The following is a 14,765-nucleotide window of genomic DNA, read 5'->3' as shown; positions in this document are numbered from 1 at the left end:
CGTGAAATCCGCCAGATACATATGCGGCGCATTTAACCGGCATCGATGGCCGGTAGAGAACATCTCTTGTCCCGCCGCAACACTCAAAGGAGAGCACGATGTCGATGTTCGAAAGCCTCGGCCGCTATGGTGCGGCCATCAAGAAAACACGCGAAACGCGCAAGTCGCTGCGCATCCTGAACAGCTTGCCGCCTGAGATCCAAAAGGACATTGGCTGGCCGGTGTCGCCGCGTTCGAGCGAAAAGCAGCTTTCGGTCGGCTGGGGCATGCAGCGCGGATGAAATTCATCGACAAATGCAAGCTGCTCGGTATTCGCCGGGGCCGCAATGCGGCTCCGGCTGCACCCAGCAATTGGCTGCGCGCCGCATTACTGCCCCGGCGTTGAGCTGCGCCGCTGGGCCAGCGACTTCATGGCCGGACGCTTTGTCGCCAGCCGGGATCAAACCACCTTGTTGAGATCGCATAAATCTTGACTTTTTTGGTGGCGACACAATCTTCGAAATAGTCGGGGGTTCTCTTAGTCGGCTCAGCCGAAGTCCGTGTATCTGCATGCCCAGCCTCAAAAGCCACGTCGTGTCGTTCGTCCTCAGGTACAGTCGCAAGAAGGCGTTTTCCAGCCCGGAGAACCTGCAGCGCTGGATCGCCTATGCGCGGAAGACTGAAAACCACCAGCCGCCTGCGTCGCTTCAGTCGCGCCTGGAGATCACAACCCGCACGATCAGCGGCTTCCCCGTCTACGAGATCGCTCCCCAGGCTGGCGAGCGGAGGCGGATTCTCTACCTGCACGGCGGCGCTTACGTCTTTGAAATTACACCCTATCATTGGCGGCTGATCGCCGACATGGCCGACCGTCTCGGGTTCGGCATCACCGTGCCGATCTATCCCATTGCTCCCGAACACGATTTCCACGCCATGTTCGGCATGGTCGGCGCCGTCTACCGCCAGATGTTCGGCGAAACCAGGGCAAATGACATCATCTTCATGGGCGATTCCGCCGGAGGAAACATGGCCGTCGTGCTGACCATGATGGCTGCGCAAGACGGCCTGCCCTTGCCGTCACGCCACGTGCTGATTTCGCCCGGCCTCGACGTGTCGCTCGCCAACCCAGAAATGTATGAGGCTGAACGCAACGATCCGTGGCTAGGCATTGCTGGCGGCCGCGAGGCGATCCGGCTTTACAGCGCCGGCATAGATCCCACCGACTGGCGCATCAGCCCGGTTTACGGCGACCTTTCGGTGCTGCCCAAAACGCTGCTGCTGACCGGTTCACGCGATCTGCTCACCCCCGACAATCTGATCTTCGCGGAAAAGGCACGCGCGGCCGGCGTCGAAATTGAGGTCGTCCACGAGCAAGGCATGTTCCATGTCTGGCCGTTGATCGACATGCCGGAGGCGCGACGCGCGCGGGACAGTATAGTGGCCTTCTTGACCAACGAAACTGACAGTTACCATGCCACGGCAGGCGAGTTGTCGCTGCAAAGGACAGACCGCGACGGAACCCCTCGCGATCTGGTTGCGCCGCTCAGGTCGTAGTTTGGGTCAGAACTTCCCAGTTTCCCTGAACATCTCAAACGTCGCGCGGATATGGTCGGCGACTGCCTTCACCGGCGCGCTGGCGTCTGGCGTCACCACCATGGCGAGATTGTAGGTGCCGATGTCAGGCATGCCGTCCTTCGGGCACAGCTCGACCATGTCACTGCCGAGGAACGATTTCGGCAGCGGCGCGACTGCAAGATCCGCCATGATCGCGGCGCGCTGGCCGGCCGTGTGTGCGCTCATATAGGCGATGCGGTAGTTGCGGCCCTCGCGGCCAAGCGCCTCCAATGCCCCTGCCCGCCAGGCACAGCCCTCTTCCCACAATGAGACCGGCAGTGGCTCGCGCAGATGCGCGCAACCGCCCTTGGCACCGGCCCAGACGATCGGCTCTGTGAGCAGCACTTCGGCGCCGATCGCGCTGGTCTTGTAGGAGTTGGTTAGCAGCGTGATGTCGAGCGCCCGGTCGTCCATGCGCCGGCGCAAATTGACGCTCTGGTCGATGGTGACGTCGACCGCGATTGATGGATGCGATTGTGCGAACCGCTTCAGCACATGCGGCAGCACACGTTCGCCGTAATCGTCCGGCGAGCCGAGCCGCACCACCCCGACAATGTCTGGAATGATGAACTTCGACACCACCTCGCGATTGATCGACAGCAGCCGGCGCGCATAGCCGAGCAGCATCTCGCCATCGGTGGTCAGCGTCACCGAACGGGCGTCGCGCGCGAACACCGAGCGGCCGAGTATGTCCTCCAGCTTCTTGATCTGCATGGAGACGGCCGACGGCGTGCGGAAGACCGCATTGGCCGCAGTGGTGAAGCTGCCGGTCTCGGCGATTGCGACGAAAGTGCGCAGAACATCGAGATCGAGCAGCGGCAGCGGATGATTGAGTGGGGCGTTCATGGGAATCGACCTTCAATTTTTCTGATGCAAACCATCATTCCATTTCGTTTGATTGAACATCAGTTTGGGAGGATAGTCAACTCCATCGAAGGCAGGACGCATAGAAGTGGCCCCGAAACAACCATGACACGGACCTGCAATCGACACCAAATGAAGCTGAAACAAACCCGGTGTACCGCCTGACGCTGCAAGCGCCGGGAAAATCCCGGCCCAACGCGAAGGAGAATGAGATGTCTATCCTGTCATCCATCGGTCGGATCGCGACCGAATTCAGTGAGGCCCGCGCCCGCTACCAGACGGAACGCGCCATCCGCGCGCTGCCGATTGAACTGCAGAAGGATATCGGCTGGCCCGACGCTGCCGATGCCAAGACCGGCACTCGCCATGGTGTGGGATCTTGGGCTGGAGCAAAGTAAACCGTGTGTATCAACAGCTGAAGGCCTGCCGCGTAGATCAGCCCGGCAGGCCTTTTTGTTTGTATTCAAATGATTTTCCCGAGCCATGTCGCCGTCGCATGCCGCATATGAGCAAGTCGCATAGCAGCCCGCACTGACAACCAACGCATTGTAAATAATCGAAAATCCTGGGCAGAATGCCCAAATTTGTCGCATTCCGTGTCGCTTTTCATATCAAGTGCTTCGCTTTTGCGATTTAGTTTCCCCTCACGTAAGCCTATATCATCATCAACAAACGAGCTGCCCCACTCCATCAAGCGAAGGCGACCCGTCTGAGCAACCGAATGGAGATGATCATGAAGCTTTTTGCCCGCCTCTTTGCCCGCCGCGAAATGAACCTGACGACCGCGCTCGAGCGCCAGCGCCTGGCCAACACCATGCCTGGCCAGACCGGCGCCATGGCTGCCGCGCGCCTCGGCTTTGTCGCCTGAGACAGCAAATCTTGGCGGAAGCAGCCTATCGCTGCTTCGACGTCGATCCAGCGCCGCTTCGGCTTTGCCGAGGCGGCGTTTTCGTGTGCGCAGACTGCGTCGGCTCGTTTGGTCGATCCGGCGGCACATTGTGCCCTTCGCCGCATAGCGATTGCCCATTTGCGACCCATGTCGCAAATAAAGTCTTTCCGTTGCCATCTAGCCAATTGACAGGAAACGTTTTTCCTGATGTCGCTATGCTGATCGCGACATCCTGTTCGCGCCATTGCAGCGTGAGGATCTACCCGTGAACGTCGTAAAGCACCCGATCCGGCGATCGTTTGTATTTTTCCTGGTCCCCGATTTCACCATGATCGCCTTCGCGACGGCGCTCGATCCGTTGCGTTCGGCCAACCGCATGCTCGGCTACGAAGCCTATCGCTGGCGGCTCGCCAGCATCGACGGCAAGCCGGTGCGCGCCTCGAACGGCGTCGAATGCGCCGTCAACACCTCGCTGGAGGAAGAGCGCAAGAAAATGTCCGGACCGGACCGGCCGAACATGGCCATCGTCTGCAGCGGCATCAATGTCGAGCGCTATCAGAACAAATCGACCTTTGCCTGGCTGCGCGAGGAGTACAATCGCGGCGTTGCCGTCGGCGGCCTGTGCACCGGCGCGCATATCCTGGCCGCCGCGGGCCTGCTGTCCAACAAGCGCTGCGCCATCCATTGGGAGAACCTGCCGGGCTTTTCCGAGGCGTTCCCCAAGGCCAATGTCTTCGCCGACCTCTTCGAGATCGACCAGAACATCTACACCTGCGCCGGCGGCACCGCCGCGCTAGACATGATGCTGAAGCTGATAGGCGACGATTTCGACGAGAGCCTCGTCAACCGCGTCTGCGAGCAGGTGCTGACCGATCGCGTGCGCAGCCCGACCGACCGCCAGCGCCTGCCGCTGCGCGCCCGCCTTGGCGTGCAGAATTCCAAGGTTCTGACCATTATCGAGCTGATGGAGGCCAATCTCTCCGAGCCGCTCTCGCTGATCGAGATCGCTGACCATGTCGACCTGTCGCGCCGGCAGATTGAGCGCCTGTTCCGCACAGAGATGGGGCGCTCCCCTGCCCGTTACTATCTGGAGATCCGCCTCGACCGCGCCCGGCACCTGCTGATCCAGTCGTCGTTGCCGGTGGTCGAAGTGGCGGTCGCCTGCGGCTTTGTTTCCGCCTCGCATTTCTCCAAATGTTATCGCGAGTTGTACGCCCGCTCGCCGCAACAAGAACGCGTCGACCGCAAACAGCTTCTGGCGGCCTGATCGGACCATCGGCTGAACGAAGCCCGCCGAGTCAATGCACTTCGGCCGTGCGCATCGCCTCGACGCGGATGTCTTCCGTCAGCCGCGCCTTCAGTGCCGAAAATTCCGGGCTGGTCTTCAGCGTATAATGGCGCGGATGCGGCAGGTCGACGGCAACATCCGACTTGATGCGGCCCGGCCGCGCCGTCATCACGACCACGCGCGACGCCATGAAGATCGCCTCCTCTATATCGTGGGTGACGAACAGCACCGTCTTCTGCCGGCGCTCCCAGATGCCGAGGAGCAGTTCCTGCATCAGTCCGCGGGTCTGGTTATCGAGCGCGCCGAACGGCTCGTCGAGCAGCAGGATCTCCGGATCGTTGGCCAGTGCCCTGGCGATCGCCGTGCGTTGCTGCATGCCGCCGGAAAGCTGCTTCGGCCAATGGTTCTCGAAGCCTCTCAGCCCGACGAGATCGACGTAGGAAGCGACGATTTCGCTGCGCTCGTGCTCGGCCATTCCACGTTCGCGCAGGCCAAAGGCGATGTTGTCGGCGACCGTCAGCCACGGGAACAGCGTGTACGACTGGAAGACCATGCCGCGATCCGGGCCTGGTCGGCTCACTGCCCTGCCGTCGAGCAACACGCGGCCCTCACTTGGCGCTTCGAGGCCGGCGACGATCCTGAGCAGCGTCGACTTACCACAGCCGGACGGGCCAAGGATGGTGATGAAATCGTTGGCGGCGACCGCCAGATCGACCGGCATCAGTGCCTGGACCGGCTGCCCGCCGCCGACACCGGCGAAGGTGCGCGAGACGCCTTCGATGAGCAGCTTGCTCACGCCAGGCTCCACGGAAACAGCCAGCGGTTGAGCGCCTTGAAGGCGAAATCAGACAGCAGCCCGATCAGGCCGATGACGATGATGCCGAAGATGATCTGCCCCGTCGCCAACCGCGACTGGCTGTTGATGATCATGTAGCCGATGCCCGACGACGAGCCGATCAGCTCGGCGACGATGACATAGGTCCAGGCCCAGCCGAGCACCAGGCGCAGGGTTTCGGCGATCTCGGGCGCATTGGCCGGCATGATCACGCGCCGCACGATGCCGTTGTCGGACGAGCCAAGCGTATAGGCGGCCTCGACCAGGTCGCGCCGTGTGCCGCCGACCTTGACCGCGATGATCAGGATGATCTGGAACACCGAGCCGACGAAGATCACCAGCAGTTTTTCGAGCTCGCCGACGCCGGCCCACAGGATGAGCAGCGGGATGAAGGCCGATGCCGGCAGGTAGCGGGCGAAGGAGACGAACGGCTCCAGGAACGCCTCCACGGGCTTCCAGGCGCCCATCACGATGCCGAGCGGGACGGCAACGATGGCCGCCATCAGAAACCCGCCGAAGACGCGCCAGATGGTGATGAGGATGTCGAGCCAGAAGCGGTCCTCGACCAGCAGCCGCCAGCCGTCTCTCACCATCGACAGCGGATCGGCAAGGAAAATGCGATTGACGTGGCCGCCAAGCGTGATCCACGCCCAGAACGCCACGAACAGCACGAAGAACGAGATGCCGAGCACGGTTCGAGTGCCCGGCGAGACCGGATGCAAGGGGCGCGGCATCTTCGACCGTCCTTTGGATCTGAATGAAAAAGCGGCGGCGCACGCGCCGCCGCCGGGCGACAATCCTGCCGGTTAGTCGGCGACGGCGCTGGTGTCGGCCAATGTCGAGACGTCGGGCGCTTCCTTGATCAAGCCCATCTGCAGCAGAAGCTCGCCGGCGGTCTTGGAAAAGTCCTGGAATTCCTTGGTGAAGAACTGCTTGTTTTCGGCCTTGTCGGCCCATTTCAGGTATTTGGCCGACTCTTCGAACTCCTTGGCCGACTGCTTCACGTCGGCGCCCATACTCTCATAGGATTTCGCGGGATCGCTCTTGATCAGGTCGAGTGCCTCGAAATAGCTGTCGGCGAGCGCCTTGGCCGCATCCGGGTTGGCCTTGAGGAACTCCGGCGTGCAGCCGACCGTATCGAGCACCATCGGATAGTCGAGAGTGGTCACAAGGATATGGCCCTGGTCGGATTTTTCGCGCACCGCCGAGATAAACGGCTCATAGGTGACTGCCGCATCGTTCTGTCCGGCAAGAAACGCCTGCGCCGCCGCATCCGGCTCCAGGTTGACGACCGTCACGTCCTTGGTCGACATGCCGTTCTTGTTGAGAACCCAGGCCAGCATGAAATAGGGCGACGTGCCCGGCGCCGAGGACGCGACCGACTTACCTTTGAGATCGGCGACGGTCTTGATGTCGTTGCGGGCGACAATGCCGTCGGCGCCGTAGGACTTGTCGAGCTGGAATATCTGCTTGGTCGTCACACCATTGGCGTTCCAGACCAGCCAGGTCTCGACCGTGGTGGCGGCGCATTGCAGGTCGCCGCTGGCGATGGCGAGCGGCCGGCTGGCTTGTGGCACCTTCTTCAAGGTGACGTCGAGGCCGTGCTTTTCGAAGATGCCGGCCTGCTTGGCGAGCGTCAGCGGCGCAAAGCCCGTCCATCCACTGATGCCGATGCTGACCGATGTGGCGGCCGTGGCCGGCGCGGACAATCCGACGGCAAGCGTCAAGCCTGCGGCAAGAATTCCGATCCTGTTCATCTCGGTTCCCCTTTTTATGTGTTCGAATGGGGAATTGTGTCACAGACGCCTACAGGCTTGTCAATGAAGCAGATGCTGCACTGCGGTATGTCACCACCGGCAGTAAACTTCGCCATTAGCGGGTGTTGTACATCCAGCTGCGATCGCGCCACATTTTTTCGCCGACCAGGCAGTCGGTGTCGGGGATGTTTTGTGCCAGCACCAATGGCGGATGGGCCGCCTCTTCCGCTGCTCGCTGCGGCGAGGCCGGACCGGCAAGCTCCAGCACCAGCTTGCGGCGGATTGCCTCCGGAAACTGTGTCCAGTCATTGACCGGGATCATGAAGGAGCCCGGCCCGCCGATGACGCAGTCGCTGTAGTAACGGTCGAGATTGTTGACATCATAGGCGCTGCTGAGCCCGCCCCTGGTCATCAGCGGCAGGCCGTTGACGGTGATGCCCTGCTTGATCACGGCGTCGCGGGTGATATCGACGGGTGCGCCCTGGTTGTTGGGGCCGTCACCTGAAATGTCGATCACCCGCTTGACGCCCTGGAAGCCGCTTTCGGCAAAGAGATCGCTGGCGAATTCTAAGGCGCCGGAGATCGAGGTGCGCCTGGCACTGGCCGGCGGATGAGCGGAAAGCTGCGCTGCCAGCCGCTCGGCGTCGGCACGATTGGCGATCACCGTCCACGGCACGACGACCTGCTGCCAGGTCGCGCCAGCCCATTCGACATAGGTGACGGCAATCTTGCCATGAGCGCCTTCGCCGATTGCCTGCAGGACATCGTCGTGCGTCAGCGCCGCCGCATAGCCATGACGCTGGATTTCGAGCTCGTCGGGCGACATGGACAAGGATACGTCGACTGCCAGCACCAGTTGGACATCAACCGGCTCGGCGGCGCGGGAGTTTGCAGTCAGCCACAGCGCCGACGCCAGCGCGGCGGCGCCCGAGACGAGATGTCTTGCACGGGCAAAAGCAGACATGCCGCACGGTAAGCGAAAATCGCCGATCGACAAAGAGAAAAGCCCGGCCAAGAGCGCGGCTGTTCCAGTCACGTTTTTGCGAGCGCGTCTCTAAGTTCAGCTGCGCGGATTGAGGTTCTCCGGGTCGTAGAGCGGTCTGTAGCCGACGGCGGCCACTTCGGCCGGGTATTTCTCGCCGAAATATTCGACGCTCAGCTTGCGGCCCTCCTGGCAATAAGCCCAGGGCAGGTAGGCGAGCGCGATGTTCTTGCCGAGGGTCGGACCATAGGCCACCGAGGTCGTGAACGACCGACGGCCGAGCTCGTCGACCAGCGTCTCACCGGTTTGCGGGTCCATCACCGGCATCGTGCCGACCGGATAGCGGGGAACGCCGTTGGAATCGGTATTGTCGGTCATGATAAGCGTGCAAAGCATGGCCGGCTGATGCGCCCGGGCGCGATATTCCAGATGCTTTGCCTTGCCGCAGAAATCGGCCTCCTTGACCTTCGGGCGGGCAAGGTCGGCTTCCAGCAGATTGTATTCGGTCAACAGATCCGCGTTCTGCAGGCGCAGGCTCTTCTCCATACGGCGGCTGTTGGCATAGGTCTCGACGCCAAAGGCCATCACGCCGGTCGACCGCAGAGCGTCCCAGACGGCCAGGCCGTCCTCGTAGCGCATGTGCAGTTCCCAGCCTTGCTCGCCGACGTAGGAGATGCGGAAGGCGGTAACGTCCTTGCCGGCGATCCTGACGGGCTTGATCGCGGCAAAGGGAAAATTCTCCGGCGTCAGCCCGTCGGGGTTTTCCACGCACTTGCTCAATGTCGCCCGCGCGTTCGGACCCCAGATGCCGACGGTCACGTACTTCTCGGTCACGTCGGTGACGGTAACGTCGAAGCCTTTGTCTTCTGCCGTCCGGCGCATGTACTGGAAGTCGCGCGGTCCGGCATCGGCGCCGTCGATGACGCGGCAGCGGTCGGCCATGCGGATGACGGTCAGGTCGGCGCGCACCATGCCTTCCTCGTCGAGGAAATGGGTATAGATGCCCTTGCCGATATTGCCGTCACCGCCGATCTTTGCCGCGCACAGCCATTCCATCAGCGCGACATGATCGGGACCTTCCACGTCGTACATGGCGAAATGCGAGAGATTGACGATGCCGCAGTCCTCGCTCATGGCGAGATGCTCGGCATTCGAGACGCGCCAGAAATGGCGGTTGTCCCATTCGTTTTGGCGCACCGGCACCCGGTTGCCGTATTTCTCGAGCAAATGCTCGTTGGCGGCGTAGCCGTGGGCGCGCTCCCAGCCGCCGAGCTCCATGAAATAGCCGCCGAGTTCCTTCTCGCGCTCCCAGAAGGGCGAGCGGCGGACATTGCGGGCCTTGGAGAAGGGCTCGCGCGGATGCACCGCCGGGTTGTAGACCTTCATCGCGGTTTCGGTGCAGCGGTCCCAGATGAACTGCTCTTTGGTCTGGTGCGGATAGAAACGCGAATAGTCGATGGCGTGGTGGTCGATCGCCGTGCGGCCGTCCGTCATCCAGTCGGCGATGAGCTTGCCCATGCCGGGGCCGTCCTTGACCCAGATGGCAACGGCATACCAGAGCCCCCTGACCTTCTGACTTTCGCCCATCGAGGGGCCGCCGTCCGCCGTCACCTGCAGCAGGCCGTTGAAGGAATGGCTCTCATTGTAGCCCAGCTCGCCCAGGATCGGCGTCAGTTCCATGGCGCGCTCGAGCGGCGCCAGGATCTGCTCCATGTCGAGATCGCGTTGCGACGGCGAAAGCCGTGCCTCATTTTTCTCGAGAATATCGCGCGGATGGCAAAGGCGCGGATTGGTCTCTTCGTAATAACCCCATTCGATCTGCCCGCCTTCGGCGGTCTTGGGATCGCCGGTATCGCGCATGTAGGCCGAATTGCCCTGGTCGCGCAGTAGCGGCCAGCCGATCTCCTTGCCAGTGCCGGTGAACTCGGTGTACGGCCCGAAGAAGGTGAGCGGGTGGTCGATCGGCATGACCGGCAGGTCCTCGCCCGCCATTTCCGCAATCAGCCGTCCCCAGATGCCCGTGCAGACCACGACATAGTCGGCCTCGATGGTGCCGCGGTCGGTCACCACGCCCTTGATGCGGCCGTTCTCGATGACGAGCGACCTGGCCGAGGTGTTGGCAAACGCCTTGAGTTTGCCGGAGGCTTCCGCCTGGTCGACAAGCTTGCCGGCGACGGTCTGCGAGCGCGGGATGACGAGGCCGGCGTCGGGATCCCACAGGCCGCCCTGTACGATCTGTTCTTCGATCAGCGGGAATTTTTCCTTGATCTCGGCGGGATCGATCAGGCGGGCGCGTGTGCCGAAGGCCTTCGCCGAGGCGATCTTGCGCTTGATCTCCGCCATGCGGGCGTCGTCGCCGACGCGGGCGACCTCGAGGCCGCCGATGCGCGCGTAATGACCCATCTTTTCGTAGAAATCGATGGAATAGAGCGTCGTCCAGCACGACAGGAAATCATGGCTGGTCGTGTAGCAGAAGTCGGAGGCGTGCGCCGTCGAGCCGATATCGGTCGGGATGCCCGATTTGTCGATGCCGACAATATCGTCCCATCCTCGCTCGATCAGGTGATGGGCGACCGATGCGCCGACGATTCCGCCCAGCCCGACGATGACGACCTTCGCCTTTTCCGGAAACCCTGCCATTGCCCGCGACTCCAAGATGCTATTGCGGCAGACTATAGGGCGGCGCGGCGGCGCGCTTGCAGCCTGTTTGCGACATCGCCAAAAAAGCCCGCGCCACCAGCTCGTCGAATGCAGTTAGACCTACGCCGTCGCCCTGCTCAGTACGAAGGCGCTGCCAGAGGCCGTTCTGCGCAGCTTCGAAGAAAAGTGCATACCTTCATCGTCGATTACCGGAAGCAAGCAAAAGGCCGGGCGTTTGCCCGGCCTTCAAAAATCATGGCGTCGACCTTACTTGATGCGCGCGACGCCGCCCGAGATCTCGATGGTTTCCGAACCGGTCAGCGCCTCGAGGTCGCCATTCGGCAAGGTAACGAAACAGCCGCTCGGGCAAAATTCCACGGTTTCGCCGCCGGCCAGCGCCAGCTCGGTCTTGCCGCCGCCTTCCGTCACGATCAGCGTGCGGGTCTCGGCGTCCTTGTTGACCGCGCTGGCGGCATGGGCCGAACCGCCCACGGCCAGAAAAACGATGGCGGCGACGAGAAACTTCCACATTTTGCAATATCGGTGTTGCCACCGCCCCTGTTGCATTTCGCAAGGCATTCTCGCCGTTTGCAGGTGAGCTTATATGCAATACAAGCTGAACGGCAACTGAATGCCGCATTCATGCCGCAATTGGTTTCCGAAGCTTGAAGGCAGGCTCCAAACAGCTAGTCAGGATCGGGCTTCCGCACCTTGCGTCCCGACTTGGCGAGACGTTTCGCCTCGACCGCCGCCAGTGCTTTTGCTTGTTCCCGCTCGGCGAATTCGACTTCGATCTTGTCGTCGTCGATCGGCCACGCCTCGTGCTTTTTGGCCTCGACGACGGCGCGCGGCGCCGACGGAATTTCGATATGCTGGTCGGCGAACACATCGAAGATAGTAAAGCGGATGTCGTTCTGGACGATATTGCCACTAAGAACGTCTGCCAGGAACACGCGAATCTCGAATTCGAGTGCGGCCGGGCCGAAATTGGAAAACAGCACGAAGGGTTCCGGATTTTTCAGCACCAACGGATGACTGCGCGCAATCTCCAAGAGGACGCCATGCACGTGCTTGACGTCGCTGCCATAGGCGACGCCGACCTTGATGTCGACGCGGCCGAGCTTGTTGCGGTGCGTCCAGTTGCCGACCGCATTGTTGATCAGGTTTGAATTGGGCAGGATCACCGATTGCCGCTGGAACGTCTCGATCTCGGTGGCGCGTACGCTGATCTTCTTGACCGTGCCGCTGATGTCGCCGGCGACGATCCAGTCGCCGACCTTGAACGGCCGCTCGGCCAACAGGATCAGACCCGACACGAAATTCGAGACGACATTCTGCAGGCCGAAACCGATGCCGAGGGACAGGGCGCCGGCGACCAGCGCGAGATTGGAGAGGTCGATACCGGCCGCCGAGATGCCGACCAGTGCCGCGACCGCGACGCCGGCATAGCCTACCGCCAGCCGAATCGAATTGCGCACGCCGGTGTCGACCCGGCCGCGCGCCATCACTGAACCGTCGAGCCAGCCCTGGAACCAGCGCGTCAGGAAATAGCCGATGATGAAGACGACGACGCCAGTGAGGATGCCGGTGACCGAGATCGTCACCGAGCCGATGGTGAGGCCGGTCGCCAGCTTGTAGGCCCACGCCTGGATGTCGCCGGGCTGGAAGCCCCACATCAACAGGATCAGCGGCAGGAACACCAGCACGATCATGATGTTGATGGCGGCGCTGACGACAAGCCCGAGCTGGTCGAGCGCGGTCGCTTCGTAACTTGAATTGGCCGATAGCCAGCGCCCGATCGAAGTGTTGGCGAAACCACCTTCCTCGCCGATCGCCCGCGCCGACAGGAAGCCGATATAGGCAGTGACCAGGATGGTGCCGGTGACCACGACCTGCACCGAGACGAAAATGGCAAGGCCGATAAAGCCGAGCAGCGCCGACGCGATGGTGAATAGCCCCAGCGCGACGGCGGTGTAGCGCAGCCATGCTGGCCACGGACGCCAGCTCCCGTCGGCAGCCTTGAACGGCTTCAGCAGGCCCATCAGGATCAGGATGACGCCGACGCTGATGGTGGCGACAAAGCTTCTGGCGATGGTCAGCGATAGCGGCGAGCCCATCTTGTCGTTGACGACCGACAGGAAATAATTGATGCCGATGGCGACGGCCATGGCAGTGGTCAGCCGCACTAGCCAGCGCGCCGGGCCGGTTTCGACAGGGATCAGACGCCAGTTCGGCAGTCGCGGCTCCAGCGCCGCATTGGTCAGCCGGTTGACGCAGAACACCACCGCGATAACGGCAACCAGCGCATTCAGGAAGATGCCGATGTCGCCGCGCAACACGTTATAGTAATTGAAGAAGAAAATGGTCGAGACAAGGAAGACGCCAACCGCCAGCGTCGGCAGCAATGTCGACCAGAACGCCACCGACAAGCGGCTGAGATAGGAGGGATCCTCGACGGAAGGATCGGCTTCGAAGACGCGGCCGAACAGGCGCCGCCCGCCGACGAAAAGCACGGCAGCCAGCGCGAGCGCCATCAAGGTCGCGGCAAGAATGGCCTGGAATTTGAACTTGAAGGCGAAACTCAGCCAGGACGACACTGCCTTGTAGAAACTGGTAAATTCGCCATTCGCATCGGAAATGACCTCCGGGCTTAATGCATCGGACAGCACGTAGCGCTTGGTGAGCTGATTGCGGAACAGCTCGCTGCGCATATTGCCGATCTTCTCGATCAGCCCGCTGATGCGGATCGACAGGGTTTGAGCCGTGGCGATGACGGCATTGATTTCGGCTTTTTCGGAGGCCAGCGCCTGGCGTTCGCCGGTCACGATATCGGGCTCGGCCGGCTGGCCCGCGGCCGGCCGCGGGCCCAGCTGCTCGAGCCGGCTGTTGATCTCGCTCAGCCGCGGCCGGAAAGCAAGCGCGCTGTTCAGCGACGCACGCGACATTTCTTCCAGTTGCAGCCGAATATCGACAAGGCTGGCGTCGTCGTCGCCGTCCTGCTGGATCTTCTTTTCGAGATTGTCGGTCTTCGTCGTCAGGTCCTGGAGGATTTTCTGCTGATCGCTGACCAGTCCCGCAGGCGCCTGGCCAAGCCCTTGCGCCACCGCTCGCAACGATGGCGGCGCCGTGGCGACAAGCGCCAGGACCAGAACGAAACGGAGCAGTCGGAAAAGCATGATTGTCTGGCGACTCACGGGCGATAAGGCGTTCTAAAGGCCCGCTCTTGATAAAGACCGACATATCTTGGGGCAAGCCGTCCCTGACGGCCCGCTTTAGAAGTCGGCCAATCGAAGTCGCCAATCGAAGTCGGGGAGTCGAAAAGCGATGGCGCAATCTTGGCTTTGCATTGGCGGCCTGCTCTATAGTCTGCCGCAAAGCCTGAAATGGATGACAATAAGAATGGCGGAATATTCGGCCTTTTCGCTTCTCAAGAACGCGCTGACCGGAAACAAGGACTGGAAGCCGGCCTGGCGCAAGCCCGACCCGAAGGCGTCCTACGACGTGATCGTCATCGGCGGCGGCGGCCATGGCCTGTCGACCGCTTACTATCTAGCCAAGGAGCACGGCATCACCAATGTCGCGGTGCTGGAGAAGGGCTGGCTCGGCTCCGGCAATGTCGGCCGCAACACCACTGCGGTCCGTTCCAACTATCTCCTGCCGGCCAACACGCGCTTTTACGAGCATTCGATGAAGCTGTGGGAGAACCTGGCCCATGACCTCAACTACAACGTCATGTTCTCGCAGCGCGGCTGCCTGAACCTCGCCCACACACCTGCCCAGCTCGACGACTATGCCCGGCGCGGAAACGCCATGCGCCATCTCGGCGTCGACGCCGAACTGATGACCACGGCCGAGATCGCGCGCCTGGTGCCGGCGCTCGACGTCTCAGCCACCGCGCGTTTCCCGATCGTCGGTGG

The 14,765-nt window shown here is 61.9% G+C and carries 14 protein-coding genes; 6 read left to right on the top strand and 8 right to left on the bottom strand.

Translation table 11 applies throughout. The features are described from left to right. Positions 1-98: 98 nt before the first annotated feature. Entirely contained in the window at positions 99-281 is a 183-nt protein-coding gene (locus E5W70_RS05080) for a hypothetical protein (RefSeq protein ID WP_292654725.1), read from the top strand. Between the two features lie 268 nt (positions 282-549). Beyond that, positions 550-1,533, top strand: coding sequence for an alpha/beta hydrolase (locus E5W70_RS05075; protein WP_292654722.1), 984 nt, complete (start codon positions 550-552; stop codon positions 1,531-1,533). A 6-nt stretch (positions 1,534-1,539) separates the two neighbouring features. Here E5W70_RS05075 and E5W70_RS05070 read toward each other — a convergent pair whose 3' ends face one another. Further along, positions 1,540-2,439: a LysR substrate-binding domain-containing protein gene (locus tag E5W70_RS05070; protein ID WP_023676521.1), complete on the bottom strand. Its 900-nt coding sequence runs from the start codon at positions 2,437-2,439 to the stop codon at positions 1,540-1,542. Between the two features lie 230 nt (positions 2,440-2,669). Between E5W70_RS05070 and E5W70_RS05065 the strand changes: the two genes are divergently transcribed. The 3 genes from E5W70_RS05065 to E5W70_RS05055 all read left to right on the top strand — a co-directional run bounded on the left by E5W70_RS05065 (position 2,670) and on the right by E5W70_RS05055 (position 4,613). Further along, entirely contained in the window at positions 2,670-2,855 is a 186-nt protein-coding gene (locus E5W70_RS05065; RefSeq protein ID WP_292654847.1) for a hypothetical protein, read from the top strand. 335 nt (positions 2,856-3,190) lie between these two features. Next, entirely contained in the window at positions 3,191-3,325 is a 135-nt protein-coding gene (locus tag E5W70_RS05060) for a hypothetical protein (protein WP_013894968.1), read from the top strand. A 349-nt stretch (positions 3,326-3,674) separates the two neighbouring features. After that, positions 3,675-4,613: a GlxA family transcriptional regulator gene (locus tag E5W70_RS05055; RefSeq protein ID WP_366509664.1), complete on the top strand. Its 939-nt coding sequence runs from the start codon at positions 3,675-3,677 to the stop codon at positions 4,611-4,613. A 31-nt stretch (positions 4,614-4,644) separates the two neighbouring features. On the opposite strand, the gene E5W70_RS05050 is transcribed toward E5W70_RS05055, so the two are convergent. From E5W70_RS05050 to E5W70_RS05020, 7 genes are all read right to left on the bottom strand, one after another. Then, positions 4,645-5,430 (bottom strand): ABC transporter ATP-binding protein, encoded by a 786-nt coding sequence (locus E5W70_RS05050; protein ID WP_292654715.1) that lies wholly within the window; start codon positions 5,428-5,430, stop codon positions 4,645-4,647. Then, entirely contained in the window at positions 5,427-6,203 is a 777-nt protein-coding gene (locus E5W70_RS05045; protein WP_292654712.1) for an ABC transporter permease, read from the bottom strand. The genes E5W70_RS05050 and E5W70_RS05045 overlap by 4 nt, the downstream gene beginning before the upstream one ends. A 72-nt stretch (positions 6,204-6,275) precedes the next feature. Then, the gene (locus E5W70_RS05040; protein ID WP_292654709.1) at positions 6,276-7,226 is read right to left on the bottom strand and encodes an ABC transporter substrate-binding protein; all 951 of its coding nucleotides are present in this window, start codon (positions 7,224-7,226) and stop codon (positions 6,276-6,278) included. 115 nt (positions 7,227-7,341) lie between these two features. After that, complete coding sequence (locus E5W70_RS05035) at positions 7,342-8,190, bottom strand: DUF1194 domain-containing protein (RefSeq protein ID WP_292654706.1); 849 nt, start codon at positions 8,188-8,190, stop codon at positions 7,342-7,344. A 96-nt stretch (positions 8,191-8,286) separates the two neighbouring features. Continuing rightward, complete coding sequence (locus tag E5W70_RS05030; RefSeq protein ID WP_292654704.1) at positions 8,287-10,848, bottom strand: FAD-dependent oxidoreductase; 2,562 nt, start codon at positions 10,846-10,848, stop codon at positions 8,287-8,289. A 267-nt stretch (positions 10,849-11,115) separates the two neighbouring features. Continuing rightward, positions 11,116-11,379: a hypothetical protein gene (locus E5W70_RS05025; protein WP_292654701.1), complete on the bottom strand. Its 264-nt coding sequence runs from the start codon at positions 11,377-11,379 to the stop codon at positions 11,116-11,118. 155 nt (positions 11,380-11,534) lie between these two features. Then, positions 11,535-14,024, bottom strand: coding sequence for a mechanosensitive ion channel family protein (locus tag E5W70_RS05020; RefSeq protein ID WP_292654699.1), 2,490 nt, complete (start codon positions 14,022-14,024; stop codon positions 11,535-11,537). A gap of 223 nt (positions 14,025-14,247) precedes the next feature. Here E5W70_RS05020 and E5W70_RS05015 point away from each other — a divergent pair. Continuing rightward, a partial coding sequence (locus E5W70_RS05015) for an FAD-dependent oxidoreductase (protein WP_292654696.1) occupies positions 14,248-14,765 on the top strand: 518 nt, incomplete at its 3' end.

The sequence above is a fragment of the Mesorhizobium sp. genome (assembly GCF_005063415.1).
Lineage (GTDB): Bacteria > Pseudomonadota > Alphaproteobacteria > Rhizobiales > Rhizobiaceae > Mesorhizobium.
Note: the sequence above shows the minus strand (reverse complement) of the source record. Positions and strands in the feature narration are given on the sequence as shown.